This window comes from Nocardioides pini (genome assembly GCF_026712185.1).
GTDB lineage: Bacteria > Actinomycetota > Actinomycetes > Propionibacteriales > Nocardioidaceae > Nocardioides > Nocardioides pini.
Genome location: NZ_JAPPUX010000001.1, coordinates 933,248 through 960,246 on the forward strand (window position 1 = coordinate 933,248; position 26,999 = coordinate 960,246).

The 26,999-nt window shown below is 71.5% G+C and carries 28 protein-coding genes, 1 tRNA gene and 1 pseudogene; 19 read left to right on the top strand and 11 right to left on the bottom strand.

All coding sequences use genetic code 11. The features are described 5' to 3' along the window. Positions 1 to 76 precede the first annotated feature (76 nt). Positions 77 to 784: a purine-nucleoside phosphorylase gene (gene deoD / locus NYO98_RS04440; protein ID WP_268110318.1), complete on the bottom strand. Its 708-nt coding sequence runs from the start codon at positions 782 to 784 to the stop codon at positions 77 to 79. A gap of 92 nt (positions 785 to 876) precedes the next feature. Between deoD and nudC the strand changes: the two genes are divergently transcribed. After that, positions 877 to 1,800 (top strand): NAD(+) diphosphatase, encoded by a 924-nt coding sequence (gene nudC / locus NYO98_RS04445; protein ID WP_268110319.1) that lies wholly within the window; start codon positions 877 to 879, stop codon positions 1,798 to 1,800. 16 nt (positions 1,801 to 1,816) lie between these two features. On the opposite strand, the gene NYO98_RS04450 is transcribed toward nudC, so the two are convergent. Continuing rightward, complete coding sequence (locus NYO98_RS04450; RefSeq protein WP_268110320.1) at positions 1,817 to 2,275, bottom strand: hypothetical protein; 459 nt, start codon at positions 2,273 to 2,275, stop codon at positions 1,817 to 1,819. Positions 2,276 to 2,318: 43 nt separating this feature from the next. Continuing rightward, entirely contained in the window at positions 2,319 to 2,561 is a 243-nt protein-coding gene (locus NYO98_RS04455) for a mycoredoxin (protein WP_268110321.1), read from the bottom strand. Positions 2,562 to 2,655: 94 nt separating this feature from the next. Here NYO98_RS04455 and NYO98_RS04460 point away from each other — a divergent pair, with 94 nt between their 5' ends. From NYO98_RS04460 to NYO98_RS04475, 4 genes are all read left to right on the top strand, one after another. Continuing rightward, entirely contained in the window at positions 2,656 to 4,695 is a 2,040-nt protein-coding gene (locus NYO98_RS04460; RefSeq protein ID WP_268110322.1) for an ATP-dependent DNA helicase UvrD2, read from the top strand. A 479-nt stretch (positions 4,696 to 5,174) separates the two neighbouring features. Beyond that, a complete protein-coding gene (locus tag NYO98_RS04465; RefSeq protein WP_268110323.1) occupies positions 5,175 to 5,555 on the top strand; it encodes a WhiB family transcriptional regulator in 381 nt (126 codons plus the stop codon). A gap of 47 nt (positions 5,556 to 5,602) precedes the next feature. Then, complete coding sequence (locus tag NYO98_RS04470) at positions 5,603 to 5,797, top strand: hypothetical protein (RefSeq protein WP_268110324.1); 195 nt, start codon at positions 5,603 to 5,605, stop codon at positions 5,795 to 5,797. A 140-nt stretch (positions 5,798 to 5,937) separates the two neighbouring features. Further along, entirely contained in the window at positions 5,938 to 6,105 is a 168-nt protein-coding gene (locus NYO98_RS04475; RefSeq protein WP_268110325.1) for a hypothetical protein, read from the top strand. 13 nt (positions 6,106 to 6,118) lie between these two features. Here NYO98_RS04475 and NYO98_RS04480 read toward each other — a convergent pair whose 3' ends face one another. Together NYO98_RS04480 and NYO98_RS04485 are read right to left on the bottom strand one after the other, a co-directional pair. Continuing rightward, the gene (locus NYO98_RS04480) at positions 6,119 to 6,643 is read right to left on the bottom strand and encodes a hypothetical protein (RefSeq protein WP_268110326.1); all 525 of its coding nucleotides are present in this window, start codon (positions 6,641 to 6,643) and stop codon (positions 6,119 to 6,121) included. Between the two features lie 131 nt (positions 6,644 to 6,774). Then, positions 6,775 to 6,933, bottom strand: a complete 159-nt coding sequence (locus NYO98_RS04485; RefSeq protein WP_090969683.1) for a DUF5679 domain-containing protein — start codon at positions 6,931 to 6,933, stop codon at positions 6,775 to 6,777. A 191-nt stretch (positions 6,934 to 7,124) separates the two neighbouring features. Between NYO98_RS04485 and NYO98_RS04490 the strand changes: the two genes are divergently transcribed. From NYO98_RS04490 to NYO98_RS04500, 3 genes are all read left to right on the top strand, one after another. Then, on the top strand, positions 7,125 to 7,931 hold the full coding sequence (locus NYO98_RS04490; protein WP_268110327.1) for an enoyl-CoA hydratase/isomerase family protein: 807 nt from the start codon (positions 7,125 to 7,127) through the stop codon (positions 7,929 to 7,931). 310 nt (positions 7,932 to 8,241) lie between these two features. Continuing rightward, on the top strand, positions 8,242 to 9,279 hold the full coding sequence (locus NYO98_RS04495) for a PHP domain-containing protein (RefSeq protein WP_268110328.1): 1,038 nt from the start codon (positions 8,242 to 8,244) through the stop codon (positions 9,277 to 9,279). Positions 9,280 to 9,340: 61 nt separating this feature from the next. Then, positions 9,341 to 9,880 carry a M48 metallopeptidase family protein gene (locus tag NYO98_RS04500; protein WP_268110329.1) on the top strand — a complete coding sequence of 180 codons (540 nt, stop codon included), beginning with the start codon at positions 9,341 to 9,343 and terminating at the stop codon, positions 9,878 to 9,880. Here NYO98_RS04500 and NYO98_RS04505 read toward each other — a convergent pair. Beyond that, positions 9,829 to 10,425: an NUDIX hydrolase gene (locus NYO98_RS04505; RefSeq protein WP_268110330.1), complete on the bottom strand. Its 597-nt coding sequence runs from the start codon at positions 10,423 to 10,425 to the stop codon at positions 9,829 to 9,831. The two genes, NYO98_RS04500 and NYO98_RS04505, sit on opposite strands and share 52 nt — an antisense overlap. Further along, positions 10,422 to 11,756 (bottom strand): zinc-dependent metalloprotease, encoded by a 1,335-nt coding sequence (locus tag NYO98_RS04510; RefSeq protein WP_268110331.1) that lies wholly within the window; start codon positions 11,754 to 11,756, stop codon positions 10,422 to 10,424. Before NYO98_RS04510 ends, NYO98_RS04505 begins: the two co-directional genes overlap by 4 nt. A gap of 52 nt (positions 11,757 to 11,808) precedes the next feature. On the opposite strand from NYO98_RS04510, the gene NYO98_RS04515 reads away from it, so the two are divergent. The 7 genes from NYO98_RS04515 (at position 11,809) to NYO98_RS04545 (ending at position 17,821) form a co-directional block, all read left to right on the top strand. Beyond that, positions 11,809 to 12,246 (top strand): molybdenum cofactor biosynthesis protein MoaE, encoded by a 438-nt coding sequence (locus NYO98_RS04515; RefSeq protein ID WP_268110332.1) that lies wholly within the window; start codon positions 11,809 to 11,811, stop codon positions 12,244 to 12,246. A 42-nt stretch (positions 12,247 to 12,288) separates the two neighbouring features. Continuing rightward, positions 12,289 to 12,537 (top strand): hypothetical protein, encoded by a 249-nt coding sequence (locus tag NYO98_RS04520; RefSeq protein WP_268110333.1) that lies wholly within the window; start codon positions 12,289 to 12,291, stop codon positions 12,535 to 12,537. A gap of 60 nt (positions 12,538 to 12,597) precedes the next feature. Continuing rightward, a complete protein-coding gene (locus NYO98_RS04525; RefSeq protein WP_268110334.1) occupies positions 12,598 to 13,650 on the top strand; it encodes a YlbL family protein in 1,053 nt (350 codons plus the stop codon). Next, a complete protein-coding gene (locus NYO98_RS04530) occupies positions 13,647 to 14,282 on the top strand; it encodes a PPA1309 family protein (protein WP_268110335.1) in 636 nt (211 codons plus the stop codon). The genes NYO98_RS04525 and NYO98_RS04530 overlap by 4 nt, the downstream gene beginning before the upstream one ends. Positions 14,283 to 14,286: 4 nt before the next feature. Beyond that, positions 14,287 to 17,283 (top strand): UPF0182 family membrane protein, encoded by a 2,997-nt coding sequence (locus tag NYO98_RS04535; RefSeq protein WP_268110336.1) that lies wholly within the window; start codon positions 14,287 to 14,289, stop codon positions 17,281 to 17,283. A 50-nt stretch (positions 17,284 to 17,333) separates the two neighbouring features. Then, positions 17,334 to 17,407: transfer RNA gene (locus NYO98_RS04540), tRNA-Met, on the top strand. Between the two features lie 183 nt (positions 17,408 to 17,590). After that, on the top strand, positions 17,591 to 17,821 hold the full coding sequence (locus tag NYO98_RS04545) for a helix-turn-helix domain-containing protein (RefSeq protein ID WP_268110337.1): 231 nt from the start codon (positions 17,591 to 17,593) through the stop codon (positions 17,819 to 17,821). Between the two features lie 499 nt (positions 17,822 to 18,320). Here the strand turns inward: NYO98_RS04545 and NYO98_RS04550 are convergent, their stop codons facing one another. Genes NYO98_RS04550 through NYO98_RS04560 form a run of 3 tightly spaced genes read right to left on the bottom strand, consistent with a single transcriptional unit; the run spans position 18,321 to position 22,020 of the window. Then, a complete protein-coding gene (locus NYO98_RS04550; RefSeq protein ID WP_268110338.1) occupies positions 18,321 to 19,007 on the bottom strand; it encodes a ZIP family metal transporter in 687 nt (228 codons plus the stop codon). Beyond that, the gene (locus NYO98_RS04555; RefSeq protein ID WP_268110339.1) at positions 19,007 to 20,968 is read right to left on the bottom strand and encodes a glycoside hydrolase family 15 protein; all 1,962 of its coding nucleotides are present in this window, start codon (positions 20,966 to 20,968) and stop codon (positions 19,007 to 19,009) included. The genes NYO98_RS04550 and NYO98_RS04555 overlap by 1 nt, the downstream gene beginning before the upstream one ends. Further along, on the bottom strand, positions 20,965 to 22,020 hold the full coding sequence (locus NYO98_RS04560) for a glucose 1-dehydrogenase (protein WP_268110340.1): 1,056 nt from the start codon (positions 22,018 to 22,020) through the stop codon (positions 20,965 to 20,967). The genes NYO98_RS04555 and NYO98_RS04560 overlap by 4 nt, the downstream gene beginning before the upstream one ends. 57 nt (positions 22,021 to 22,077) lie before the next feature. Between NYO98_RS04560 and NYO98_RS04565 the strand changes: the two genes are divergently transcribed. Beyond that, positions 22,078 to 22,650, top strand: coding sequence for an FUSC family protein (locus tag NYO98_RS04565; protein ID WP_268110341.1), 573 nt, complete (start codon positions 22,078 to 22,080; stop codon positions 22,648 to 22,650). A gap of 148 nt (positions 22,651 to 22,798) precedes the next feature. Here NYO98_RS04565 and NYO98_RS21880 read toward each other — a convergent pair. Next, positions 22,799 to 22,999, bottom strand: a pseudogene (locus tag NYO98_RS21880) (MarR family winged helix-turn-helix transcriptional regulator); the annotation flags it as partial. Positions 23,000 to 23,204: 205 nt separating this feature from the next. Between NYO98_RS21880 and NYO98_RS04575 the strand changes: the two are divergent. The 3 genes from NYO98_RS04575 to NYO98_RS04585 are packed head-to-tail and all read left to right on the top strand — an operon-like array spanning position 23,205 to position 26,952. Then, positions 23,205 to 25,763 (top strand): molybdopterin oxidoreductase family protein, encoded by a 2,559-nt coding sequence (locus tag NYO98_RS04575; protein WP_268110343.1) that lies wholly within the window; start codon positions 23,205 to 23,207, stop codon positions 25,761 to 25,763. Further along, on the top strand, positions 25,763 to 26,227 hold the full coding sequence (locus NYO98_RS04580) for a hypothetical protein (RefSeq protein ID WP_268110344.1): 465 nt from the start codon (positions 25,763 to 25,765) through the stop codon (positions 26,225 to 26,227). The genes NYO98_RS04575 and NYO98_RS04580 overlap by 1 nt, the downstream gene beginning before the upstream one ends. Next, positions 26,224 to 26,952, top strand: a complete 729-nt coding sequence (locus NYO98_RS04585; RefSeq protein ID WP_268110345.1) for a hypothetical protein — start codon at positions 26,224 to 26,226, stop codon at positions 26,950 to 26,952. Before NYO98_RS04580 ends, NYO98_RS04585 begins: the two co-directional genes overlap by 4 nt. Positions 26,953 to 26,999: the final 47 nt, after the last annotated feature.

Below are 26,999 nucleotides of genomic sequence, written 5' to 3' on the forward strand. Positions count from 1 at the left end.
GGGTCGTACGCCGAGCGGTGGCCCACCCACGTCCCGAGGTCGCCCGAGGTGGCTCACGCACCGCCCGGCCAGCAGGTCAGCGGAGCGCGGCGGTCAGCGCGATCTCGACCATCTCGCCGAAGGTCTGCTCGCGCTCGTGCGAGGTGGTCTCCTCGCCGGTGACGATGTGGTCGGAGACCGTGCAGATCGCGAGCGCGCGGCGGCCGTGCTTCGCGGCGAGGGTGTAGAGCGCGCTGGCCTCCATCTCGACGCCGAGCACGCCGTACTTCACCATCTCGCCGAGCAGCTCGGGGCGGGCCGGGTAGAAGGAGTCGCTGGAGAAGATCAGGCCGACGTGGAAGGGCGAGCCGTCCCGCGCCTCGGCCGCCTCGACCGCGCCGCGGAGCAGGCCGAAGTCGGCGACGGGGGCGTAGTCGATGCCGTGGAAGGCGATCCGGTTCATCGACGAGTCGGTGCACGCGCCCGAGGCGATGATGATGTCGCGCACGCCGACGGCGTCCGTCACGGCACCGCACGAGCCGACGCGGACGATGGACTGCACGTCGTAGTCGGTGATGAGCTCGTTGACGTAGATCGCCATCGACGGCTGCCCCATGCCGGAGCCCTGGACGGAGACCGGGTGGCCGTTCCAGGTGCCGGTGAAGCCGTACATGCCGCGCACCTCGCTGTAGCAGCGCGCGTCGTCGAGGAACGTCTCGGCGATCCACTTCGCCCGCAGGGGGTCGCCGGGCAGCAGGACGGTGGGGGCGATGTCGCCGGGCTGGGCGCCGATGTGCGTGCTCACGGCGCCCAGCCTAGGGACTCGAGGCCTCATGAAAATGATTCTCAACCCAAGTGAGAATCATTGTCAAAGAGGTCCGGCGCTAGCCTGACGCCGTGAGCCCCGAACGCCTCCTGCCGCACGTCGCCCTCTCCGCCCACGCGCACAACCGGATGGGGCTCCGGCGCACCGACGAGGCGTGGCTCGCCGAGCAGATGTCCGACCCGTCCACCCGCGTGCTGGTCGTCGCCGGCAACCGGCTCCGCCCCGTCGACGGCGCCGTCCAGTGGGTCACGCCGGACGAGGCGCCGACGGGCACCCCGGTGCTGCTCGGTGACAGCGACGGGGTCGTGCACGTCGCCGTCCTGGTGCCGCCGGACGAGGCGCCCGGCGAGGCCGAGGAGTGGGTGCCGCTGCGCTCGGTGCTGACCCTGCTCGCCGAGGGCAGCCCCCAGCAGGCGCCCCTCGTCATGCACGCGATCGGCCTGGCCGAGTGGCACCACGCGACCCGCTTCTGCCCGCGCTGCGGCGGCACCCTCGCCAGCCGGGCGGCGGGCCACGAGCTGCGGTGCACCCGGTGCGACCGCGCCCAGTTCCCGCGCACCGACCCCGCCGTGATCATGGCCATCACGCACGGCGAGGGTGCGGACGAGGCGATCCTGCTCGGCCGCAACACCGCCTGGCCGGCCGGGCGCTGGTCCACGCTCGCCGGGTTCTGCGAGCCGGGGGAGACCCTCGAGGACGCCGTGCGCCGCGAGGTGCACGAGGAGGTCGGCGTGCGGGTGGGGGAGGTCGCCTACTTCGGCAGCCAGCCGTGGCCGCTGCCCGCGAGCCTGATGCTCGGCTTCACGGGCCGGGCCCTGACCACCGAGATCGACGTCGACGGCGCGGAGATCGAGGAGGCGCGGTGGTGGACGCGCGCCGACTTCGAGGCCGCCGGCCGGTCGGGCGAGCTCGTCGTCCCGCGCGGCATCTCGATCTCGTCCTCGCTCATCGAGAGCTGGTTCGGCCGCCCGCTCGACGGCCCCGGGTGGGACTAAACCCTTCGCCGGCGGGTCAGTCGCAGTTGTCGCAGATGCCGGTCGCGGGCAGCGCGATGAAGCACCGCGGGCACAGGTTGACCGGCTTGTCGGACGCGGCGACGCGCGAGGTGCGGGGCGTCGAGGCGCGCGACGACCGGGGCGACGCCGACGACGTACGCGGGGTGCGGGCGCGGGTGCCCGGCACCCGCTCCGTGGGGGGCGAGTCGTCGCGGATGTCGAAGCCGAGGCGGGTCAGCGCCTTGCTCGCCCCCGCCGAGCCGCCGGGGATGTCGGCGGGCGTGAGGGTGCGCCCCGTCGCGAGGCCGTGGGCGATGCCGGCGATGGCCGCGGCGTCGTACTCCTTGCCGTGGTGCATGAGCACGTGCGTCGAGACGCCGCCGCGCACCAGCATGTAGTTGGCCCCACCTGCTGCGTCCCAGGTCTCCATCGCGGTGAGGACGTGGTCGCGGTCGATCGAGTTCAGCAGTGACACGACGTCAGGCTAACCCCGGCGCGGATCGGGCTCCATGCCAGCATCACGCGATCGCGGCCAGCTTCTCCTTGACCTGCGCCACCGACGGGTTCGTCAGAGTGCTGCCGTCGGAGAAGAGGAGGGTGGGCACGGTCTGGTTGCCACCGTTGGCCTGCTCGACGGTCAGGGCCGCCTCGGGCTCCTGCTCGATGTCGACGATCGAGAACGCGATGCCCTCGCGGTCGAGCTGGCTCTTGAGGCGGTGGCAGTAGCCGCACCACGGCGTGGTGAACATGGTGAAGGTCATGGATGGAGTGTCCCCTCCGGCGTCTAGGGTTTGGCGAGGAGGGTGGTCGCCACCCTCCACCGGTCCCAACCACGACGCCGCAGGAGTTGTTCCGTTGCTCGAAGCGCTCGACCCCGAGCAGCGACAGGTCGCCGAGGCCCTGCGCGGGCCGGTGCGCGTCCTGGCCGGAGCCGGCACCGGGAAGACCCGCGCGGTCACCCACCGCATCGCCCACGGGGTCGCGCAGGGCGTCTACGCGCCGACCGAGGTGCTGGCGCTGTCGTTCACCACCCGTGCGGCGGGCGAGATGCGCGAGCGGCTGCGCGTCCTCGGGGCGCCGGGCGTCCAGGCGCGGACCTTCCACTCCGCCGCGCTGCGCCAGCTGCGGTTCTTCTGGCCGCGGGTCCACCAGCGCGAGCTGCCCGAGCTCGTCGAGTCCAAGCTGAGCATGCTCGCGCTCGCCGCCCGACGGCAGCGGCTCGGCGTCGACCAGGCCACGCTGCGCGACCTCGCCAGCGAGATCGAGTGGGCGAAGGTCTCCAACGTCGGTCCCGACACCTATGCCGCGATCGCCCGCACCCGCGGCCGCGCGGTCTCGGGGCTCGAGCCCGAGGTCGTGGCCCGAGCGTTCGACGCCTACGAGGAGGTCAAGCGCGGGCAGGGCCGGATGGACATGGAGGACGTCCTCCTCCTCGGTGCTGGCCTCCTCGCCGACAACGAGGCCGTGGCCGCGCAGGTCCGCCGCCAGTACAAGTGGTTCGTCGTCGACGAGTTCCAGGACGTCTCGCCCCTCCAGCACGCCCTCCTCGACCTGTGGCTCGGCGGGCGCGACGAGCTGTGCGTCGTGGGTGACCCGGCCCAGACGATCTACTCCTTCGCCGGCGCCGACGCCCGCTACCTGCGCGAGTTCACGAAAGCCTTCCCCTCCGCGACGAGCGTGGAGCTGGTCCGCAACTACCGCTCGACCCCCGAGGTCGTCTCGGCGGCCAACCGGCTCCTCGACGGCACCCCCAGCAAGGGTGTCGACCTCGTCGCCCAGCGCCCCTCCGGCGCCCGCATCACGTGGCGGGAGGCCACCGACGAGGTCGCCGAGGCCGAGGCGGTCGCCGACCGCGCGGCCGCGCTGCGCGCCTCCGGCACCCCCGCCAGCCGGATGGCCGTGCTGCTGCGCATCAACGCGCAGTCCGAGCGGTTCGAGGAGGCGCTCGCAGCCCGCGGGATCCCCTACGTCGTCCGCGGTGCTGCACGGTTCTTCGACCGGCCCGAGGTGCGGCAGGCGATCACCCTCGTCCGGGGTGCGGCCCGCTCGGGCGAGGCCTCCGGCCCGGTGTCCGAGGCGGTCGTGGCCGTGCTGTCGCAGATGGGCCACTCCACGGAGCCGCCCGAGGGCAGGGGAGAGGTCCGCAACCGGTGGGAGTCCCTCCAGGCGCTCGTCGACCTGTCGGCCGACTTCGGCCGCGAGCGTCCCGAGGCGAGCGTGGGCGACTTCGTCGACGACCTCGACCGCCGGGCCAGCGAGCAGCACGCGCCGGTCGCCGAAGCCGTGACCCTGGCGACGATCCACTCCGCCAAGGGCCTGGAGTGGGACGCCGTGTTCGTCGCCGGCATGCACGACAAGATGATGCCGATCTCGCAGGCGCAGACGCCCGCAGAGGTCGAGGAGGAGCGCCGCCTCCTCTACGTCGCGATGACCCGCGCCCGTGACGAGCTCAGCGTGTCGTGGGCGACCGCCCGCGAGCCCGGCGGCCGCTCCACGCGCGGCAGCTCGCCGTTCCTCGCGCCCCTCCTCGACGGCGTGCCGGGCGTGTCCGCCCAGCGCCGCGAGCGCACCCGACGCAACCGCGCCGCGATGCACTGCCGCGAGTGCGGCAAGGCGCTGTCGACGTCGGTGGAGAAGAAGACCGGCCGCTGCGCCGACTGCCCCGCGTCCTACGACGAGGCGCTCTTCGAGCGGCTCCGGGAGTGGCGCCTGGCGCGGTCCGCGGAGGACAGCGTGCCGGCGTTCGTGGTGTTCACCGACGCGACCCTGCAGCTCATCGCCGAGCACGTCCCCACCGACGAGACGGGCCTGCGCAAGATCAGCGGCGTCGGCCCGGGCAAGATCGCCAAGTACGGCGACGAGGTGCTCGCCCTCGTCGCCGAGACCCGCGCCTGACGGTGCGCCGCGGGCGTCCGAAGGGCGCTTCGGAAAAAATTCTCGGTAATACCCATTAAATGGTTTGCCCCTGACGATGTGAGGGGTCTAACGTTCCCTCAACGACAACCCGCGCATGGGATCCCTGACAAGGATCCGCGCCCGACGCCCCGAAGGAGGTGGCCCTGATGGAGAACTACACGAAGACCATGACGGCTTGGACGCCGTCCTTCGGCATGCCCGCTGCCGGCCACCGCTGCGCCACTGATGTGCGCGTCCTCGGTGTCGATGTCGCAGCTGCGCTCCAGGGGACCGCTGTGTCCATCGAGCGCGTCAAGGGCGTCTTCCCGGGTCTTCCCGCCTGGAGTCCACCGACGAGTTGAGACAACTCGCATCGGCAGCCTCCAGGCCGCGGAACCCGAAACCCGGGATCCGCGGCCTTTCTGTTTGTCCCAGTGAGTCACAAACCGCGATCAGGTCAACGAGGAGGAGGTGAACACATGACCATCAGCGTTCTCGACCGCAACCGAGCTGCCGACGCAACCGAGGTGGAGCCCCAGGCCCCGCTCGGAGCCCTGCACGACGCAGCTGCCGGAGTGGATGAGGAGTTGCTGCCCTGCCGCGTCAACGACGCAGAGCTGTGGTTTGCCGAGTCCCCCGCGGACGTGGAGCAGGCCAAGGCCCTCTGCATCGACTGCCCCGTGCAGGCGCTGTGCCTCGACGGAGCCCTCGAGCGGCGTGAGCCGTGGGGCGTCTGGGGAGGCGAGCTCTTCCTCCAGGGCGTGGTGATCCCGCGCAAGCGGCCGCGAGGCCGGCCCCGCAAGTCCGAGCAGGTCGCCGCTCAGTCCGGCCAGAACCAGAAGGACGGGGCAGCCGCGTGAGGCGCCACCGCTCAGTCACCTCCGAGGAAGTACAGGAACAACCACCGATGAAGACCTACCGAAATGGACGGCACGACATGAATCTCATGCATGAAGAACTCGCACGCGCGCAAATGACCGCGCGCCTGGGAGAGGCGCAAGAACTGCGACGCGGCCACCAGATGGCCCTGGCCCGTCGCATGAGCCGCAAGGCCGAGCAGGCCGCGCAGCAGGCGCGTCTGGCCCTCGCTCGCGCGATCTGACCTTCCCCCCGGAGGGGGAGGCTCACCCTGATCGCGGGTGAACACCTCACGAGCCGGTACGTCGTCACGGTGACGACGTGCCGGCTCGTGGCACGTTCGGGGCACGTCCGGGACACGCCCGCGGGGGTAGCCTCTGAGGCGTGAGCGACCTCGTGACCTGCGACTTCTGCGGCACCCAGGCCCCGGAGGGGGAGACCCTCACTTGGACGACCGCGGTCGAGAACGGCCGACGGCGCGCCTTCTGCGACACGTGCTCGCGCACCCACCTGCGGGCGATGGAGAGCAAGCTCGACAGCGAGTGGTGGTGACCGCGGGTCCGCGTCAGGCGGTGTCCGGTCCGGTGTCGAACCACGAGCAGCCGCAGTAGGGGTGGCGCTGCCAGCGTCGCGCGACCGGCAGCGGCTCGTGGTCGACGCGCCACGACGTGAGCCACGTGTGGGGCAGCTCGCGCCGCGACCAGGCGAGGAGGTCGCGGGCGACCGCCCCGGCGGCGAGGGCGAGCAGCGGGCGCGGCACCGGGCCCGGTGCCGCACGGTCCCCCTCGTCGAGCACCGCGGCGGCCACGCACCGCGCGCACGGCCCGATGCCGGGCGCGACCCACGGTCCGACCTCGACGGCGTAGGGCTGCACCCCCACCAGCACGTGCGGCAACGAGTCGACGCACCACGCGTCGACGGTGGCCGAGACCAGTCGGGCGGGCGCGACGGCGATCCCGACGGGGGCGGTGCTGTCGACGACCACACCGGCCGCGGAGAGCGCGGCGACGGCGGCGTCGGTCCAGGGGTCAGGACAGTCGAGCTGTGCGCGCGTGCCGGCGGCGTACGGCGAGGGCGGGCGGAGGGGCACCGTCCGACCGTGCCACGACAGCCCGGGGCGCGGGCGGTCGTCCACAGGCCGTCCCGGGTGCAGCGGCCGGACATGCAACAGCGGCGTCACCCGAGGGGTGACGCCGCTGCTCTGAGCTCACGAGGTGAGGCTCACGCCTTGCCGAGGATGCGGTTCAGGTTGGTGCCGCAGACCGGGCAGACGCCCTTGGCCATCTTGGTGCCCTTGTCGTTGACCTTGATCTCGCCCTCCGCCTCGCGCTTCTCCTTGCACTTGACGCAGTAGAACTCACCGCTCCAGGTCTCCGCCATGACGGCCTCCTTGCTTGTTGTTGCTGGTCGTCGCGACGGGGAGTCTCTCGGGGAAGCCCGTCGGGGAGGTCCGGCGGTCGCCAGCACTCCGTCGACGACACTACGCCACGCGTGAGCCACGCTCGCGCACCACACGCGCTGAGCGTGAATCCGGGTGATTCCACGCTCAGCCGGCTCAGTACCCTCGGGCCATGCCAGACACCTCTGCCGAGCTCACCCACCTCCGCCTCGAGCGGCCCTCCGAGGGGGTCGTCCTGCTGACCCTGGACAACCCCGGGATGCGCAACGCGATGAGCGACGAGATGACCTCGTCGTGGGTCGCGGCCATCGAGGAGGTCGCCGCCGACACCTCCGTACGCGCAGTGGTGGTGACGGGGGAGGGGAGCGCCTTCTGCTCCGGCGGCAACACCTCGTGGATCGCCAGCGAGCCCGACGCGAGCGTCGACCACCTGCGCTCGCGCATGCTGCCGTTCTACCGCGCCTGGCTGTCGATCCGCCGCCTCGAGGTGCCGACCATCGCAGCGGTCAACGGGGCCGCCATCGGCGCCGGGCTGTGCCTCGCGCTCGCCTGCGACATCCGCTACGCCGCGACCGGCGCCAAGCTCGGCGTGCCGTTCAACAAGCTCGGCATGCATGCCGGCATGGCCGGCACCTGGCTGCTGCCGAACGTCGTCGGGCCCGCCCACGCGCGCGACCTGCTCCTCACCGGCCGGGTCGTGGAGGCCGACGAGGCGCTGCGCCTCGGCCTGGTCTCACGCGTGATCGACCCCGCGTCGTTCCTGGAGGAGGTGCTCGAGACGGCCGCCGGCATCGCGGGCACCGCCCCGATCGCAGCGCGCCTGACCAAGGTCGCGCTCGCCGACGGCGGCCACGCCGACTTCGAGTCGGCCCTGCAGTGGGAGGCCCTCGCCCAGCCGATGACGCTCGCCACCGCCGACCTGCAGGAGGGCATCGCCGCCGCGAGGGACAAGCGGTCCCCGCAGTTCCGGGGCCGCTGAGCGGGCCGGAACGAGACCGGGGAACGAAGAAGGGGCCCCGCAGCCTCCGACGCCTGCCTTCCCCAGCTGGCGTCGAGGAGCCGTGGGGCCCTTCTGGCCGCAACGCTAGGGCCGGGCACCCGCCCGGTCAACGGGTGCGCCTCCACGCCTGTGGACAGGCCTGTGGAGACGGTGTGCACCGGGGGCCGCCGACCGTGGAGGACGTCGCCGGACGTGGGGAGGACCCTGTGCGCGACACGCCCGGCGCGGGCGCCGTACTGTGCGGATGACCAGCGGCAACACCTGCGACCGGCCTGTGGAGGAGAAGAAGTTGGGCGAGGAGTCTGTGCGGGGTCCCGTGGCGACCCTGCGGCGCATCGCGTTCCTGATGGAGCGCCAGCGCGACGAGACCCGCCGGATCGAGGCCTTCCGCAAGGCGGCGCGCACGATCCTGCCGCTGCCCGAGGAGGAGGTACGCCGACGCGCGGGCGACGGCACGCTCACCGAGCTGCCCGGCATCGGCCCGAGCACCGCGGCGGCGATCACCGACGCGTGCAACGGGGTCGTCCCCGAGCGCCTCGTCAGGCTCGAGGCCACCGCCGGTCCGCTGGCGCAGGGCGGGGAGGAGCTGCGTGCCCGGCTGCGCGGCGACCTGCACTCCCACTCCGACTGGTCCGACGGCGGCTCGCCGCTGGAGGAGATGGCGATGACGGCCATGGAGCTCGGTCACGACTACCTCGTCCTCACCGACCACAGCCCGCGCCTGCGGGTGGCCAACGGGCTCAGCGCCGAGCGGCTGACGCGCCAGCTCGGGGTCGTGGACGCCGTGAACGAGCACCTCGGCGGGTCGTTCACCCTCCTGAAGGGGATCGAGGTGGACATCCTCGACGACGGATCGCTCGACCAGGCCCCGGAGCTGCTCGACCGGCTCGACGTCCGCGTCGCCTCCGTGCACTCCAAGCTCAGGATGGATGCCGCGCTGATGACGAAGCGGATGGTCGCCGCCGTCCGCAACCCGCACACCAACGTCCTCGGCCACTGCACCGGTCGGCTGGTGACCGGCAACCGGGGCGTGCGGCCGCAGAGCCAGTTCGACGCGAAGGCGGTGTTCACCGCGTGCGCGGAGGAGGGCGTGGCCGTCGAGATCAACTCGCGGCCCGAGCGGCGCGACCCGCCGACCAGGCTGCTCGAGCTCGCCCGCGACCTGGGGTGCCTGTTCTCGATCGACTCCGACGCCCACGCGCCCGGTCAGCTCGACATGCTCGACTACGGCGCCGCCCGCGCCACCGAGGCCGGGATCGACCCCGACCGGATCGTCACCACGTGGGAGCGCGACCGGCTGCTGGAGTGGGCCGCGGCCCGGCTCTGACCGCGGCTCCGTCCAGCGCGTCCACCCGTGGGGTGTGGGTGGCGGGGGTTAGGTTCGGCACATGAGCACCCCGGCCGTCCCGCCCGACGTGGAGGTGCGCCGCTCGCGCCGCCGCCGCCGGACGGTCTCGGCCTACCGCGACGGCGACCGGATCGTGGTGCTCATCCCCGCCACGATGAGCAAGCGCGACGAGGCGACCTGGGTCGCCGACATGGTGGCGCGCATCGAGCGCCAGGAGAAGCGCCGCCGGCGCTCCGACGACGACCTCGTCGCCCGTGCGGCCAAGCTCAACGACCTCTACTTCGGCGGCCTCGCGGTCCCCGCCTCGGTGCGCTGGGTGACCAACCAGAACGCCCGCTGGGGGTCGTGCACCCCGGGCGACCGCACCATCCGGCTCAGCGACCGGCTGCAGAAGGTGCCCGGCTGGGTCGTCGACTACGTGCTCGTCCACGAGCTGGCCCACCTGCTGGAGTCGGGCCACACACCGGCGTTCTGGGCGTGGGTCGACCGCTTCCCGCGAGCGGAGAAGGCGAAGGGCTACCTCGAGGGCTACTCCGCGGGCGCGCGGCTCGAGCCGCCCCCGGGCGTCGACGAGGACTGACGCGCCCGCACCCGCGCGACCGCGGCGTCGATGAGGACGTACATGTCGTCGAACGTCGCCGGCAGCGCGTCGACGGGCCACCACCGCACGTCGAGCGACTCCTCGCTCGTGGCGTGGGTCGCGTCCGGCTCGGCGGTGGCCAGGAAACGCACGTCGAGGTGGTGGACGGTGCCACGGTCGGAGCAGAACTCCACCGCGTGCTCGTCGAGCGACAGCGGGTCGTCGTCGAAGGTGAACGACGTCAGCCCGGACTCCTCGACCAGCTCGCGCCGGGCACCGTCGGCCAGGGACGCGTCACCCGGCTCGAGGTGGCCGCCGAAGGCCAGCCAGGCGTCGGCCTTGCGATGGTGGTTGAGCAGGACGGCGCGAGCGTCGGGTGAGACGACGATCGCCCCGGCGGTGAGGTGGTCGGGGAAGCAGGCCTTGGCCAGGCCGTCGGGGTGCGCGGCCAGGTGGACGAGGTAGCGCTCGCGCAGCTGCTCCTGCCCGGGTGTCGGCGCGGACCAGCCCGACAGCGCGGCGACCGCGCTCGCGTGGAGGGTCACTCGCCGGGACGGGTGCCGCTGTCGCCACCGTCGAGCAGGTCGCGCAGGCCGGCGTCGAACTCCTCCTCCGACAGCTCGTCCGGCGTCACGGAGTCCTCCCGGAAGCCCAGCGGGTCGTCGAGGTCGGCGGCGGTGGGCAGCAGGTGCGGCGACATCCAGACGCCGTCGCGCGCCTCGGTGCCCTGACGGGTCCGCAGCGAGCCCCAGAGCGTCGAGGCGTCGCGCAGCCGGCGGGGCCGCAGCTCGAGGCCCACCAGGGTCGCGAAGGTCTGCTCGGCCGGGCCGCCCGCGGCGCGCCGGCGGCGTACGGTCTCCTGCAGCTTGGCTGCGGCGGGCATCCGCTCCGCCGTCGCCTGGCCGACGACCTCGTCGACCCAGCCCTCGACGAGCGCGAGCGTCACCTCGAGCTTCTCGAGCGCGGCCTTCTGCGCAGCGGACGGCTCGGGGTCGAAGAGCCCGCCCGCGAGGGCGTCCTGCATGGCCTCGGGGTTGGTCATGTCGACCTCGCGGAGCTTGGTCTCCATCCCGGAGGTGTCGAAGTCCATGCCGGCGCCGTACTCCGAGACCGCCCCGATGAGGTGGTCGCGCAGCCAGGGCACGCCGGCGAACAGCCGCTGGTGGGCCGCCTCGCGCAGCGCGAGGTAGAGCAGCACGTCGTCGGCGGACACGTCGGGCAGCTCCTCGGCGAAGGCCGCCACGTTGGTGGGGAGCAGCGCGGCCTTGCCGATCGGGCCGAGGGGCAGGCCGATGTCGGAGGCGCTGAGCACGTCGCCCGCCAGCGCACCGAGGCCGCTGCCGACCTGGGAGGCGACCATCGCGCCGCTCGCCTTGCCGAGCATCGCCATGAGCGGACCCGCGAGCTGCTTCATCTCCTCGGGCATCGCCTGGCCCAGGGCCTGGGTGGCGGAGCCCGCGATCGGCTCGACGAGCACCTTCCAGACCGGGATCGTCTCGACGATCCACTCGGCCCGCGACCACGCGGCGGTGGTGGTCACTCCCGACGGGAACTCGGTCGTGGTGTCGAGCCAGTGGTCGGCGAGGCGCACGGCGTCGGCGACGGCGGCCGACTGGGTCGGGCTGACGGTCGGGTCGGGCTCCTGGGCCGCGGCGCGGCGGGCCAGGTCGGTGACCGTGTCCCAGTTGACCGGACCGTCGTGCGGCGCGAACAGCGACTGCATCTGCGCCATCAGCGAGTTGAGGTCGGGCAGGCCGCCCCCCGCTCCGAACCCGCCCATCTGCGAGAAGATCTGCTCGAAGGGCGTGCCCTTGAAGGGGTTGTCGTCGTCGGGGCCCTGACCGGACGATCCGGGACCACCGGGGGTGTCACTCATGTCCTCCACGGTACCCACCGCGCCCAGCAGTGGCACGCCTAGACTCGGCCCCGTGAGCGAGCCCTCGTCCGATCCCGTGCGCCTCGTGGACATCCGCGACACCCCGCTCGACGTGACCGAGGTCCTCGACGCCCTCGGTGACGACGGCGCCGGCGGCCTCACCCTGTTCGTCGGGCAGGTCCGCGACCACGACGGCGGCAAGGGCGTCACGGCGCTCGACTACTCCGCCCACCCGACCGCGCTGGCCAGGCTCGAGGACGTCTGCCGGCAGGTGGCCGCCGACCACGACGTCCGTGGCGTGGCCGCGGTGCACCGGGTGGGCCAGCTGCGGATCGGGGACCTCGCGGTCGTCGTCGCCACGACGGCAGCCCACCGCGGCGACGCCTTCGCGGCCTCGCGGGCCCTCATCGACACGCTCAAGGCCGAGGTGCCGATCTGGAAGCACCAGGTCTTCGACGACCGGACCGAGGAGTGGGTCGGCACGCCGTAGGACCTCCCGGCCCGGTGGCCTCGCGGCACCTACCCTCGTCGCGTGGAGATCCTGCTCTGGCTCGTGCCGTCGGCCGTCGTGGCCCTCGTCGCGATGGCGTGGGTGTCGTGGGCCGGGCGCGACGGCCGCGGCGAGGTCGACCGCGACGTCGCCGTCGAACGCCTCGGCCGCGCCCTCACCAAGGAGCCACCGGCCGGGACGCGTCGTACGTCGGCACCGGCCCGCGACCGCAGCACCGGCATCGCCGTCCGGCCCAGCCACGGGTCGGGCGCCACCCGCCGCGCCTCCTGATCCGGGGACGAGCGACAGCACGTTGCCGCTGAGTTGCCGTCGTTTGAGAGAGTTGCGCCCATGAGCCAGCGGACCAGGGCGGGACTGCTCGCACTGTGCCTCCTGGCCGTGCTGTGGGCGACGGCTGCGTTCGTCCCGCTGCCCTACGTGACCTATTACCCCGGACCGACCGTCGACATACTCGCCGAGAACGACGGCGACGAGATCGTCGAGGTCTCCGGTCACGAGGCCTTCCACGACGAAGGCGAGCTGCGGATGACGACCGTCTACGTCAGCACGCCGCAGGAGGACGTCAGCCTCCCGGAGCTCCTGCGGGCCTACTTCGACCCCGACGCCGCCGTCTGGCCACGCTCCTCGATCTACGCCCCGGAGGAGACCGACGAGTCGAGCGACCAGGAGTCCGAGGCCGCGATGGTGTCCTCGCAGGACACGGCCGTCGCGGCCGCGCTCACCCAGCTCGGCGAGAAGGTCGACCCGCTGGTGGAGGTCCTCGCCGTGACCCCGGGACTGCCCGCCGACGGCAGGCTGAAGGTCCGCGACGTGCTGCTCCGGGTGGGTGGCACCACGATCACCGACGCCCAGGACGTCGTCGACGCGGTCGACGCCGCGTCACCGGGGGAGCCGCTCCCGTTCGTCGTACGACGTGGGAAGAAGGAGGTGACCGTCGACGTGACCCCCGAGGAGGTCGACGGCGACCCCCGGATCGGGATCACCCCCGGCGTCGGCTTCGACTTCCCCTTCGAGGTCAGCGTCGACATCGCCGACAACATCGGCGGCCCCAGCGCCGGGCTGATGATGTCGCTGGCCATCTACGACACCCTCACCCCGGGCTCACTGACGGGGGGCGCCGACATCGCCGGCACCGGCACCATCACGCCCGCCGGCAAGGTCGGACCCATCGGCGGCATCCAGCAGAAGGTCGCCGCGGCCCGCGACGCCGGTGCGGAGCTCTTCCTGGTCCCGGCCGACAACTGCGACGGCATCGGGGGAGTGGACACCGGTGACATGCGCCTGGCGAAGGCCACCACGATGGACGGCGCCGTGAAGACGCTGGACGCGTGGGTCGCCGACCCCGACGCCGACCTCCCGAGCTGCGAGGAGACCGCCTCATGACGAGCCCCACCGACCCGACGCCCGACGCCGTCCCCGAGGCCGGGTCGCCCGACGCGCTTCCCGAGGACCCGGCGCTGGCCGCCGCGGTCCTCGAGATCGAGGCTCACGTCGCCCAGGACGGGTGGGACCAGCCGGCCCGGCTCTACGCGCTCGTCGACACCGCGACGCTCGTGGCGCAGGAGCCCGCGCTGGCGGCGGCGATGGGGATCGACGGTCCCGGCGACGACGGGTCGTTCACGCCCATCGAGCAGGAGGGCCTGCCGCCCGGGCAGGTGCTCGAGGACGCGCTCCACACCATCGCCTGGCCCGAGAGCGTGACCGGGTGCGCGGCCGTCCTCGAGCGGCTCGTCCTGCCGCCCGACGTCGACGACGAGATCCCTGACGACGCGACCGCGGCCGAGCTGTTCGCCCGCGAGCACCCGGACCGTCAGGAGGTGCGGATGGTCGCCGGCGTGACCCGCGCCGGGGCGTCGTACTGCGCCCTGCGCCTGCGCGCCCACGACGACGAGCAGTCCGTGGTCAACGGCACCGAGCTGGTCCCCGGCCTCCTCGAGCTCCTGCACGCGACGCTCGCCGACCCCTCCCACGACCTCACGCACGACACCCAGCCCCACCCCGACGAGAACCCCTGAGGCCATGAGCAATCCCTTCGACCGACCCAGCGGACCCAGCGGACCCGACGGCCCCCAGCGGCCCGGCGGGAACGGCGGCACGGGCGGCGCACGCCCGTCCACCACCTCGCGCCGGCCGGGCGCCCTGGTCATCACCGCGATCGTCCTCGTCCTGGCCTTCATGCTGCTGAGCGCCTTCGCGTCCTTCTGGACCGAGCGCCTGTGGTTCGGCTCCGTCGGCTACCAGGACGTCTTCACGACGCTCCTCCTCACCCGGATCGGGCTCTTCTTCGTCTTCGCCGGGCTGATGGCCGCCGTCGTCGCGGTCGCGATGGCCATGGCCTTCCGCTACCGGCCCGTCCTGTGGCCCGGCATGCCGGGCATGCCCGACGACGGCATGGACCGCTACCGCCAGCTCCTCGCGCCGCGCATGGGCTGGGTCATCGGGGGGACGGCCGCCGTGTTGGGCCTCTTCGCCGGCGCCTCCGCGTCGGGACAGTGGCGCAGCTACTCCCTGTGGCGGCACAGCAAGGAGTTCGGCACGACCGACCCCTACTTCGGCAAGGACGTCGGCTTCTACGTCTTCGACCTGCCGTTCTGGCACTACCTCGTCGACTTCGTGATGGCGCTGGCCGTCGTCGGCCTCATCGCCTCGCTGCTGATGAACTACCTGTTCGGCGGCATCCGGCTCTCCGCCCGTCCCGGCGAGCGCCTCACCAGCGCCGCGCAGATCCAGGTCTCCGCGCTGCTGGCGCTCTTCGTGCTCGCCAAGGCCGTGGACTACTGGCTCGACCGCTTCGACCTGGTGACCAGCTCGGGCTCGATCTTCACCGGCATGAACTACACCCGCGACAAGGCGGTGCTGCCAGCAAAGGAGATCCTCGCCGGCATCGCCATCGTCTGCGCCCTGCTGTTCCTCGCCAACATCTGGCGGCGCACCTGGCTGCTGCCGTCGGTCGGCGTCGCGCTGTTCGCGCTCTCCGCGATCATCCTCGGCCTGATCGTCCCGACGCTCGTCCAGGCGATCCGGGTCAACCCCAACGTCCCGGACCGCGAGGGTCCCTACATCAAGGCCAACATCGACGCGACGCGCGCGGCCTACCAGCTCGACCAGATCGACGTGCGCGACGTCGGCGGCACGGCCGTCGCCGCCGACGACGACCAGCTGGACTCGCTCAACAGCAAGACCGACGGGATCCCGCTGGTGGACCCGCAGATCGTCAGCGAGATCTTCGAGCAGCAGCAGCAGGTCCGTGCCTACTACTCGGTGCCCAACGTGCTCGACGTCGACCGCTACGAGATCGACGGCAAGGACCGTGCCGTGGTGCTCGGCGTGCGCGAGCTCGACCAGAGCGGCCTCGCCGAGGGTGACCAGAACTGGTCCAACCTCCACACCGCCTACACGCACGGCAACGGCGTGATCGCGGCCTACGCCAACCAGCGCCCCGAGGACGACTCGGAGCAGCAGACCGGCATCCAGTGGGCCGAGGGGCAGGAGTCCGACGAGGACGCCCTCACCCGCCTCGCCGGCGAGGACGGCTACGAGACGCGCGTCTACTTCGGCGAGCAGAGCCCGTCCTACAGCATCGTCGGCCAGCGGCCCGGTGGGGCTCCGGTCGAGTTCGACCTGCCCCGCGGCGACCGCAGCGACGACGAGGTCGCGACGACGTACGACGGCGAGGCGGGCGTCCCGATCGGCAACATCTTCAGCCAGCTGCTCTACGCGGTGCGCTTCAGCGAGCCCAACCTGCTTCTGTCGAGCCGCGTGCACGAGAACTCGAAGATCCTCTACGACCGCAACCCGCGTCAGATGGTCGAGAAGGTCGCCCCGTGGCTGACCGTCGACTCCGACCCCTACCCGGCCGTCGTGGACGGTCGGATCCAGTGGATCCTCGACGGCTACACCGTCACCGACAAGTACCCGCTCTCGCAGCGCGAGTCGCTCGAGGAGATGACCGACGACTCCCTGCAGGAGAACACCGGCTTCCAGACCCTGCCGACCGACGAGGTGAACTACCTCCGCAACTCGGTCAAGGCCACGGTGGACGCCTACGACGGCACGGTCAGCCTCTACGAGTGGGACGAGGAGGACCCGATCCTCCAGGCGTGGAAGGAGGTCTTCCCCGACGTCGTCCAGCCGAAGGAGGACATCCCCGACGCGCTGATGGAGCACCTGCGCTACCCGGAGGACCTGTTCAAGGCCCAGCGGTTCCAGTTCCAGCGCTACCACGAGACGTCCGCCTCGGCCTGGTTCGAGGGCTCGAGCCGCTGGGAGGTCCCGAGCGACCCGCAGCGCACCACCCGGCTGCAGCCGCCGTACCGCCTCTTCACCGACACCGGTGACGGCGAGACGTGGTCCCTGACGTCGGTCTACGTGCCGCGACGCAAGGAGAACAACCTCGCGGCCTACATGGCGGTCAACAGCGACGCGACGAGCGACGACTACGGCAAGGTCTCGGTGCTGCAGCTGCCCAACGAGCCCTCGGGTGGTCCGCTCCAGATCGCCAACACGTTCGCCACCAACGAGGACGTCAGCCAGGCGCTGCTGCCCTACACGACCGGCGACGCGGACCGGGTGCCCGGCAACCTGCTGACGCTGCCGGTCGGTGACACGTTCATGTACGTGCAGCCGGTCTACACGCGCCGAGCCGGTGAGTCGAACTTCCCGATCCTCCGCTTCGTGCTCGTCTCCTACGAGAACCGGGTCGGCATCGGCACCACGCTCGTGGGCGCCATCGAGGACGCACTCACCGCCGACCCGTCGACCGACGGGTCGACCGAGGAGCCGACCACCGAGCCGTCGCCGACCGAGGAGCCGACCACCGAGCCGTCGCAGTCGCCCGGCTCGCAGCCGACCCAGCAGCCCGGCGGGCAGGCCGACGTCTCCGAGCTGCTGCAGCAGGCCGAGGACAAGTTCGCCCAGGCCGACGAGGCCCAGCGACAGGGTGACACCGTGCGGTGGGCCCGGCTCATGGAGGAGGGACGCCAGCTCGTCGAGCAGGCCGTGCGCCAGCTCCGGTGACCCCCGGATTTGGGCTCGGCCCGACACCCCTGTAATGTTCTGTTCACCGACGCGGGGTGGAGCAGCTCGGTAGCTCGCTGGGCTCATAACCCAGAGGTCGCAGGTTCAAATCCTGCCCCCGCTACAAGGTTTCAGGCTCGGAGATCATCGATCTCCGAGCCTGAAAGCATTTGAGAATTGATCCGACTGCCACAAACCCGCCAGAAACCCCGCGGTGAGCCGCCACAAACCCCCGACCGCACACAACGGCGTGGGGCAGCGCGGAGGGCCACGGAACCGCATGGTTCCGACGGTGCACCTAACCGGCATGGAGACGAACAGCACCACGCTGACCAGCCTGGAGCCCCTGCTGAGCATCGAGGAGCTCGCCGAGTACCTCCACGTCCCGGTGACGACCATCCGGGACTGGCGCACCGACGGCAAGGGTCCTTGTGCCATCAAGGTCGGGGGAAGGGTCCGCTTCGCCACCTCCGACGTCCTCGCGTGGCTGGTACGCCAGCGCGAGAGCGAGCCGGGGCACGGCCCCAGCAGCGGGTGAGCTGACGTGGCCAGGCCCCGTACCCCTATCGGCACCTTCGGCGAGATCGCTGTCGAGACACTGCCGGACGGCCGCGGACGCGCTTCGACTCGGTTCCGGGACTACGACGGCCAGGTGCGTCGCGTGCAAGCCACCTCCAGCAGTCCGCGCGCCGCCGAACGCAAGCTCAAGCAGCTGCTCGCGGAGCGGACGAAGACATCATCGCTCAGCAGGTCATCGAGGTTGATCACTCCCACACGCCCGACGACCTGGTCCTGGTGGGACGCGACGCGGAAAGCGCGGCGCTCTCTCAGGCCGTGCGATGGCACTGCGAGGACCGTGTGTTCGTGCACAACGCCCGCACCGTGGTGCTGCGCTGACCTCCCGCCCAGATGACGAGAGCATCACCGGCGAGCAGGCCCCAGAGCTCAGCGTGGGCATGGGCACCGAACTGCGTGCGATCACAGGTCGACCCCGGACTCGCGAGCTTCGCGAACGGTCGGCTCGCTGGTAGGATCAGTCAGGCGCTGAGGAGATAGCCGGTGACGAAGCCGGCGGCGCTGGCGAGTGCGATGACGGGTCCGCCCTCGCTGAAGGCTTCCGGGGCGAGGGTATCGATCACGGACGCGAGCACGGCGCCGCCTGCGAACGCCAAGGGGTAGGAGAGGGCGGTGGCACTCGCTCCTGCGAACAGGAACTTGCCGAGAAACACGGCGGCGCAGAGCAGGACCGTCGCTGCGGCCCACACCAGGACCACCGTTCGTCCGCTGCGGCCCTTGTCCATCATGCTGCGTGCGCCGGCGAGTGCTTCGGGGAAGTTGCTGACGAACACGGCGACGAGCAGCGCGACGCTGGCCGAGTCGTTGAGCGAGACACCGAGCGCCGTGTTCTCGGGGATGCCGTCGAGCGTCACCCCTGCGAGCAGCGCAACGCCGGTCGCGCTGCGCTGGTAGCGGCGGTCGAGCCAGGTGTCGGCTGCGACGAACACGACCGCTCCGGCAGCGAACATGCCGCCGGCGCGCCACGCCCCACCGCCTTGGTACGCCGGCTCGAAGAGCTCGAAGGAGGTGGAAACGATCAGGGCCCCAGCGGCGAACGCAAGAACGGTCGCGACAAGGTGCTTCGGCGGTTCCCATCGCGCACCCACGGCGGCGCCGACGACGAGGGGGAGGGACGCCCCAAGCGCGTAGAGCAGTGTTGTCAGCATCATGTCCTCTCGGAGTCGGGTCGTGGGGCTGGGGCGGGGGAACCCTCCGAGAGGCGTAGGGCGGCGTTGACGAGTCCGACGAGGCTGAATGCTTGGGGTGTGTTGCCGAGGTGGGCGTTGGTGCGCGGGTCGTACTCCTCGCTGAGCATCCCGACGTCGTTGCGCAGGGTGAGCAGCTCGTCGAACAGCGTGGCTGCGCGGTCGCGTTGCCCGATGCCGTGGAGGGCCTCGACCAGCCAGAAGCCGCACGCGATGAAGGATGCTTCGGTTCCGGGTAGACCGTCGGGGCCGCCGTCGGCGGTCGGGTCGTACCGCAGGAGGTGTCCGTCGCGGCGGAGTTCGGTCTCGACGGCGTGAACGGTGCCGATGACGCGCTCGTCACTCCAGGGCAGGAACCCGACCTTGGGGATCAGCAGCAACGACGCGTCAAGGCCTTGCGAGCCGTAGAACTGGGTGAAGGTGTTGCGGTCCGCGTCGTAGCCGTGCGTGCACACGTCGTGGTGGATGCGGTCGGCGAGGGCGCGCCACCGGTCGGCAGGGCCGTCGAGGCCGTGGCGTTCAACGGTGCGGACGGCGCGGTCGACGCCGGCCCACGCCATGACCTTGGAGTGGGTGAAGTGGCGGCGCGGGCCGCGCATCTCCCACAGCCCGTTGTCGGGATTCTCCCAGTGGCCTTCGAGCCAGTCGAGCAGCGCGTGCTGCAGCTGCCAGGCGGTGTCGACGCTGTCGAGCCCGGCCTCGCGTGCTTGGTAGAGGCCGTCGAGCGTCTCGCCCCACACGTCGAGCTGGTACTGCTCGGCGGCGGCGTTGCCGGTGCGGACGGGCTGGGAGCTCGCGTAGCCGGCGAGCCACGGCAGCGTGGTCTCGGGAAGACGCGGGGTGCCGTCGAGGCCGTACATGATCTGGAGCTTGGACGGGTCACCGGCGACCGCCCGGACGAGCCATTCGCGCCATGCCTTTGCTTCGTCGGTGTAGCCGGTGCCGAGCAGTGCCTGCAGGGTGAAGGTGGCGTCTCGTAGCCAGCAGTAGCGGTAGTCCCAGTTGCGGACGCCGCCGACGTCCTCGGGCAGCGAGGTGGTCGCGGCGGCGAGGATCCCGCCAGTGGGGGCGTACGTCAGCGCCTTGAGCAGGAGCAGCGAGCGGCGCACGTCGTGGGCCCACGGTCCTGTGTAGGTGCACCGCTCGAGCCAGTCGTCCCAGAACTTGATGGTGTCGCGAAGCGCGGCGTGAGGGTGCGCCGGCCTGGGGGCCGGTTCGTGCGAGGCTCGGTGGGTGAGCACGAACGCCACCTGGTCGCCGGCACGCACGGTGAAACGCGAGGTGATGGTGCCGTCGCCCAGATGCATCGGGACATCCGCGTGGAGCCACACGGCGTCCGGCCCGCCGACGGCGGTGACCTCGCTCGCTCCCTCGTCCACGTCGTCAGCGCCTGCGCGTTCGTCGCCCACCCGTGTATTGCCTGCACCTCTGTCGCCGCCATGTGCCCCGCGAGCGCCCTCGTGGGTGTGGCGATCGTCCCCGGTGTCGGGTCGTTCGTGGCCGGTGCGGACCCAGGGTCGGACGCGGCCGTAGTCGAAGCGGAGCCTGAGAGTGGAGTGCATGTCCACCGACCCGCGGACGCCTTCGACGATGCGGACGACGTCGGCTGCCTCGCCGCGCGGTGGCATGAAGTCGAGGACGTCGACCGCCCCGCTGTCGGTGTCCCAGCGGGTGCGCAGCACCAGGCTGTGAGCGTCGTAGTCCCGCATCGTCGGCCGGGGCGCCAGGTCCGGGGACGGGTCGGCGGCCGGTTGCAGCGTCCAGTGCCCTGCTTCCGGGCCGTCGAGCAGCGCGGCGAAACAGGCCGCGGAGTCGAAGCGGGGCAGGCAGAGCCAATCGATCGAGCCATCGCGGCTGATGAGCGCGGCGGTGTGCAGGTCGCCGATCAGGGCGTAGTCCTCGATCGGGGTGCGGGCCCTCACGCGTCCTCCAATGAGATGACCACCTTCACGTCGTCGCCACCTTGGTCGAAGGCGGTGGCGAAGTCCTCGAGGGGCACCGTGGTGGTGATCAGCCGTCGCAGCCAGGCGACGTCGGCCTGCGCGAGGTGATCGGCTGCCGCCCGGTAGTGGCGCATGTTGGCGTTGACCGACCCCACGACGACGTCGTTCTCCAGCACGAGCTCGCGGTTGAGTGCCCCGGCGTCGATCTGGAGCGTCCGTCCCTTCGGTGAGACACCCGTGAGGCAGACGATGCCGTAGGGGCCGGTCTCGGCCATGGCGTCGAACGCCACGGACCCGACGCCGGTGGCTTCGATGACGACGTCGGGACGGGCCACGCGGGCGGCGTCGGCGAGGTTCTCGTGGTGGTAGGTGGCGCCCAGCGATGCGACCAGCTCGGGTTTCACACCCTCGGTGACGCGGTCGAGAACATGGACGTCCAGGCCGCGCTGCACACCGATCATCGCGGCCAGGAGCCCGATCGGCCCGGCGCCGGTCACCAGCACCGTGCGGGGGGCGAACCAGGCCCGGTCGCCGGTACGGTCCACCTGCTCCCATGCCTTGGCCACCACGCTGGTCGGTTCCGTCAGCACGCCGGCCGGTCCGAGGCGGTCGTCGACCGGGACGGTGTATGGGGCAGGTGTGGTCCACAGCTGGCTGGCGAACCCGTCGAGGGACTTGATGCCCCGCTCGGTGTAGCGGCCGTTACGGCACATGTCCCACTCGCCGTGCGCACAAGCACCGCACGGCTCGGGGTCGGGTCTGCGGACCACGCCCACGACGAGGTCCCCCGGACTGAAGTCGCTGCCCGCAGGAGCATGCTCCACCCGCCCGAGCGACTCGTGTCCCAGGACCAGTCGTTGCCGGCCCGGGGGAGCCCATCCGTACTCGCCTCGCACGATCTCCTTGTCCGTTCCGCACACGCCGACCGCGACCGCGCGCACGAGGAGCTCGTCATCTCCCGGCGTGGGATCAGGGACGTCCTCGACCTGCGTCGACTCCGCCCGTCCTGGTTCGACCGTCAGTGCTCGCACGGTGCTTCCTCCTTGCCTTGGGTGCTAGCTCCAGTCCTCGGGACGTACCCGTCTACCATGAACTACATGCGCAACCGCATTCAAATACGCAGTGCTGCGGTCGCCTGGTTCCGCCGGCACCCGACGCTCGTGTTGTCGTTCAAGGCGTCCCTGGCAGCGGGGCTGGCGTGGGTGGTCGTCCATCCGCTGGGCGGCGTGGCAAACGACTACCCCTACTACGCGCCACTGGGGGCCGTCATCGCCACCTCCGCCACGCTCGCGCGGTCCGTGCGCGACACCGTGCAGGCCCTCACGGCAATCGGGCTCGGCGCCGGGGTTGCTCTACTCGCGCAGACGCCACCCCTTCCCCAGCTGGCCGCACTCGTGCTGGCCGCCGGCGTCGGGGTCGCCGTCGGGTCGTGGCACCGGCTCGGACGACGGTCGAGCTGGGTCCCCGTCACTGCCCTGTTCGTCCTGCTGGTCGGAGACGCGCACCCATGGCACTACGCGCTCGGCTATGCCGGGCTCACGGCGCTGGGCGCCCTCGTGGGGATCGCGGTGGACGCGAGCGTCCCCCAGCGGGCGAAGGCTCGCCGTGATGCTGGGCATGGTCGTCCTCGCCGACCCCACCCTGCTCGGTCGCGGCACTGAGCTGCTCGAGCGCAACGGCAAGACCGGTGGCGTCCTCAGGCACCCTCGCGACGACATCGAGCAGCGCCGCCAGGCGGTGCTCACCCACGGCGTCGAGCACGTCGTGCCCCTCGCGTGTCAGATCGACGAAAAAGGCGCGTCCGTCCTCACGGTCTCGCGTGCGGTGCACGAGCCCTCGGCTGACGAGGCGGTCGACGATCCGGCTGGCGTTGGACTGGTTCACGCCGAGGTCGTCGGCCAGGGTGCCGACGCGTCGCGGGCCGTCGGCTGCGATCGTCAGGAGGACCCGGTGCTGCGGGACGGTCAGGGCAACCGGTGCGGCGGCCACGGCCCGCAGGGTGATGCCCATCAGCACACGGCTGAGGTCGAGCAGCGCCTGCGCAGCGCGTAGGTCGGCCTCGGCGGCCGGCTGGGAGGTGCTCTTCGCCTTCGGGCTCACGCCTCACCCCTCTGGGTCTGTCTCAGGTTTGGTGTCGGTGCTCGACTGAGAGTCTATGCGCTTGCGCATGTACTGGGCGCCGGAGCGGCGCACGACTTCACGATCAGGAGGAGCAGTGACCGACCGGATCGCCGACATCTACGGGCTCCGCACGCCGCACGCCAAGGGGACGGTGTGGCCCGCCCGCGTGGACCAGTACCTCGATCCGGGGACCGAGGAGCGGGATGTCGAGTCGTGGGTGCAGTCGGCGTGCCTGTTGTGCAGCAACGGCTGCGGGATGGACATCGCGGTCAAGGACGGGCGGATGGTCGGCGTGCGTGGTCGCGCCACCGACGTGGTCAATCACGGCCGGCTCGGGCCGAAGGGGTTGTACGGGTCGACGCGTTGGGCGAGTGCCGGTGACCGGCTGACGCGCCCGCTGGTGCGGGAGGGCGGTCGGCTGGTCGAGACGGACTGGGACACCGCGATGGGCCGCATCGTGGAGAAGTCGCGTGCGCTGCTGGACGAGAAGGGCCCGTTGAGCCACGGCTTCTACACGTCGGGTCAGCTCTTCCTGGAGGAGTACTACACGCTGGCGGTGATCGGGAAGGCCGGACTCGGCACCCCGCACATGGACGGCAACACCCGGCTGTGCACGGCCACGAGCGCTGCGGCGTTCAAGGAGTCGTTCGGCGCGGACGGGCAGCCGGGCTCGTACACCGACATCGAGCACTGCGACGCGATCTTCCTCTACGGCCACAACATGCCCGAGACCCAAACAGTGCTGTGGATGCGGATCCTCGACCGCACCCGGGGCGACGACCCGCCGAGGATCGTCTGCGTCGACCCGCGGCGCACACTCGTGGCGCTCGAGGCCGAGCGGACGGGTGGCGTGCACCTCGCGCCGCGTGTCGGCACCAACCTCGCGCTGATGAACGGCCTGACCCGCGAGCTGTTCGAGCACGGCTGGGTCGACGACGACTGGGTCGCCGCCCGCACCCTCGGCGTCGACGAACTCCGCTCGACGGTCGAGGAGTGGACTCCCGAGAAGGTCGCCGACGTCTGTGGCGTCGACGCCGACGACGTACGTCGTGCGGCGCGTATCTTCGGTGAGAGCGAGGGTGTGCTGTCCACGGTGCTGCAGGGGTTCTACCAGTCCCACCAGGCCACCGCGGCCTCCGTAGCGGTGCACAACCTGCACCTGCTGCGCGGCATGATCGGGCGCCCGGGAGCCGGCATCCTGCAGATGAACGGCCAGCCCACCGCGCAGAACAACCGCGAGTGCGGCGCCGACGGCGACCTCCCGGGCTTCCGGAACTGGGACAACCCGACCCACGTCCAGCAGCTCGCCGACGCCTGGGACGTCGACGTGATGACGATCCCGCACTGGGCTCCCCCGACCCACGCGATGCAGATCTTCTCCTACGCCGAGGCCGGCTCGATCGGGCTGCTGTGGATCTCCGCGACCAACCCCGCAGTGTCCATGCCGGAGTCGGCACGGATCCGCAGGATCCTCGACGGCGACCAGTGCTTCGTCATCGTCCAGGACCTCTTCCTCACCGAGACCGCCGAGCTCGCGGACGTCGTCCTGCCCGCAGCCGGGTGGGGCGAGAAGACCGGCTGCTTCACCAACGTCAACCGGACCGTCCACCTGTCCGAGAAGGCCGTCGAACCACCTGGAGAGGCACGCAGCGACCTCGACATCTTCCTGATGTACGCCGACGCGATGGGCTTCACGAACAGCTCCGGGCAGCCGCTGATCGGGTGGCGCACCCCCGAGGAGGCCTTCGACGCCTGGGCCGCGGTCACCGCCGGGCGGCCGGTCGACTACACGGGCCTGTCGTACGACAAGCTGCGCGGGCTGAGCGGCATCCCGTGGCCGGTCAACGAGGAGCATCCCGACGGCACCGACCGGCTCTACGCCGACGCCGTCTTCCCCACCGACACCGACTACTGCGAGACCTACGGCCACGACCTCGCCACCGGCGGGACCGTGACCGAGACCGAGCACCGGGCGATGAACCCCGCGGGCCGCGCGTTCCTGAAGGGCGCGGCGTACACGCCCGCGCACGAGGAGCCGTCGGAGAACTTCCCCCTGCTCTACACGACCGGTCGCACCGTCTACCACTTCCACACCCGCACCAAGACCGGCCGCTCCGGCGACCTCAACCGCGCGGCGCCCGACGCGTGGGTCGAGCTCTCCGCGGCGGACGCCGCCGCGCGCGGGATCGAGGAGGGCGACTGGGTGCGCGTGGCCTCGCCGCGCGGCGCGATCGAGGTCCGTGCCCGGGTCGGCAACGTCATGGCCGGCGCGGTGTTCGCGCCCTTCCACTACGGCCACTGGGAGCCCGGCGCCGACCTCGGCGGAGGCCATGACGACGCCAACCGCAGGCTGGCCAACGAGCTCACCATGACCGTGTGGGACCCCGTCTCAAAGCAGCCCACCTTCAAGACCGCCGCCTGCCAGGTCACCCGGCTCCGGGCCGGCGACGGACCGTCCCCGGCACCGACGACCACCGCGTCCGCGCCCGACACCGACCGCCCGCCTCCAGCGCCCCAACGCCGCCCCCGGGCGACACAAGGCGGCAAACCCACCACCAGCACGCAGCCACCCGCCACCCCGTACTACCTCCTCGACCCCTCCCAGCCGCCGGAGCGGGCTTCGACGTCCTCTTTTGCGGAAGGAGACCGCTGATGCCGCACCTGACGACCTACATCGGCTTGGCCGACCACAGCGAAAAGACCCTGGCGGACTCCTTCCGCGCCGCCGCCGAGGGACATGCCCACGTCGCGGACGTCTTCCACATCTGCCAGATGTTCGCGGAGTGGTCGGAGGACAACCGGGAGGCACTCGCGCCGATCATCCAGCGGTACGGTGAGGCCGACGACGTCGACGAGCCGGAACGGCTCCACGCTGCCGGCCTCGCCGAGACCCGCAAGGGCGAGGTTGGGCTGCTGCGCGACCTCCAGGACCTCCACGTCCTCGCGACGCTGGTGCAGACGACGTGGACCGTGATCGCCCAGGGAGCCCAGGGACTGCGCGACCGCGACCTCCTCGAGGTCGCCCAGCACGCAGGTGACCAGACGTCGCGCCAGCTCACGTGGCTCAACACCCGGATGAAGCAGGCCGCACCCCAAGCCCTCATCGTCGCGCCATGAGCGAGCACAACGGGCGACGCGTACAACGCGACCCGTCGAGCCGGCGGGTGCGACCACGACTGGTGTGGGGCGGGACCCTCGCCGCCATCATCGGCTGCAGCATCGCCACCGTCGGCGGCGTCATGACGTCGTGGACGTGGACAGGGAGCGGAGCAGCGGTGCTGGTCGTCGGAGTAGCCGCCGCGCTTCGCGGGGGCATCATGCGCGACACGAGCAGCGGTGGTGTGCGCTCCGAACTCGCGCACCTGATCCACGGCCAAGACCGACAAGGCGTAGCCCCCGGCGACAGGGTGACCAACCCACGGGCAGTCGCGACCTCCCGACACGTCGATCGCCGACGCCGCCGCCTCGAACGCGCCGCCGCCGCGGCGCCACTTCGCGTCCCGATTCGCCCCATCGGCGGCGCCCTGATGATGGTCACGATCATCCTGATGGTCAGCCAGTGGGAGCTCTACCCGCTCGAGCTGCCCGGCCAGTCCAACGCCACCCGAGCTCTGGGATGCGCCATCGTCATCGGGTTGGCCGGCATGCGAATCCTCGAAGGAGGTGCCCCACAACCGCATACCGTGTCGGTGGTCGCGACAGTGGTGGCCGGCAGCCTGCTCACCGTCAACGGTGCGTTCGCTGACCACGCCAGAACTGCCACGGTGGCGGTCGAGGTGGTCTGTGGACTCTTCTGCGTGCTTTGCGCTGGCGGCCTCGCCGTACGCCCACACCGAGGCTGACGAGGGGTTCCGAGCGCGCTCCCGCGAGCGGTTTCTTGGGTTGCACT